This is a genomic window from Streptomyces sp. NPDC017943, assembly GCF_044328425.1.
GTDB classification, from domain to species: Bacteria; Actinomycetota; Actinomycetes; order Streptomycetales; family Streptomycetaceae; genus Streptomyces; species Streptomyces djakartensis_A.
Genome location: NZ_JBIRHH010000011.1, coordinates 104,554 through 105,118, shown reverse-complemented (window position 1 = coordinate 105,118; position 565 = coordinate 104,554). Strand labels below are relative to the sequence as shown.

At 67.6% G+C, this 565-nt stretch carries 1 protein-coding gene; it reads left to right on the top strand.

Features of this window, described 5'->3' with window-relative positions:
• A partial coding sequence (locus tag ACH4C6_RS30060; protein WP_398111780.1) for an FG-GAP repeat domain-containing protein occupies positions 1–565 on the top strand: 565 nt, incomplete at both ends.

The following is a 565-nucleotide window of genomic DNA, read 5'->3' as shown; positions in this document are numbered from 1 at the left end:
CTCCCGTTCCTGGCAGGGTGGATGCCTCGGCATCGATCCCACCGAGACCCGCACCGGCGCCGTCGACACCCGAGTCGACGACCTCGGCAACTGGGTGGCCTCAACCGTCGCCGGTCGCGTCACCGACCACACCGGGGACGGCAAGTCCGACCTGGCCTACCTGTACAACTCCGGGACCAACGCCGACGGCGCCAACCGGACGGCCCTGTGGCTGCAGACCTCCACCGGCAGCGGCTTCGACGGACCGGTGAAAGCGTGGGACTCCGGCACCGGTTCCTGGAACTGGAACCTCAGCAAGACGGTGTCCGGCGACTTCAACGGTGACGGCCTCGCCGACGTGGGAGTCCTCTACAAGTACCCCGACACCTCAGACGGGCGTGGGCACACGGCGCTGTGGACCTTCACCTCCACCGGTAGCGGATTCAACGCACCCGTGAAGGCCTGGGACTCCGGCACCGGCTCCTGGGACTGGGACAGTTCCGCGCCGGTGTCGGGTGACTTCAACGGTGACGGCAAGTCCGACGTGGGCGTGTTGTACAAGTACCCCAACACCTCTGACGGGCGG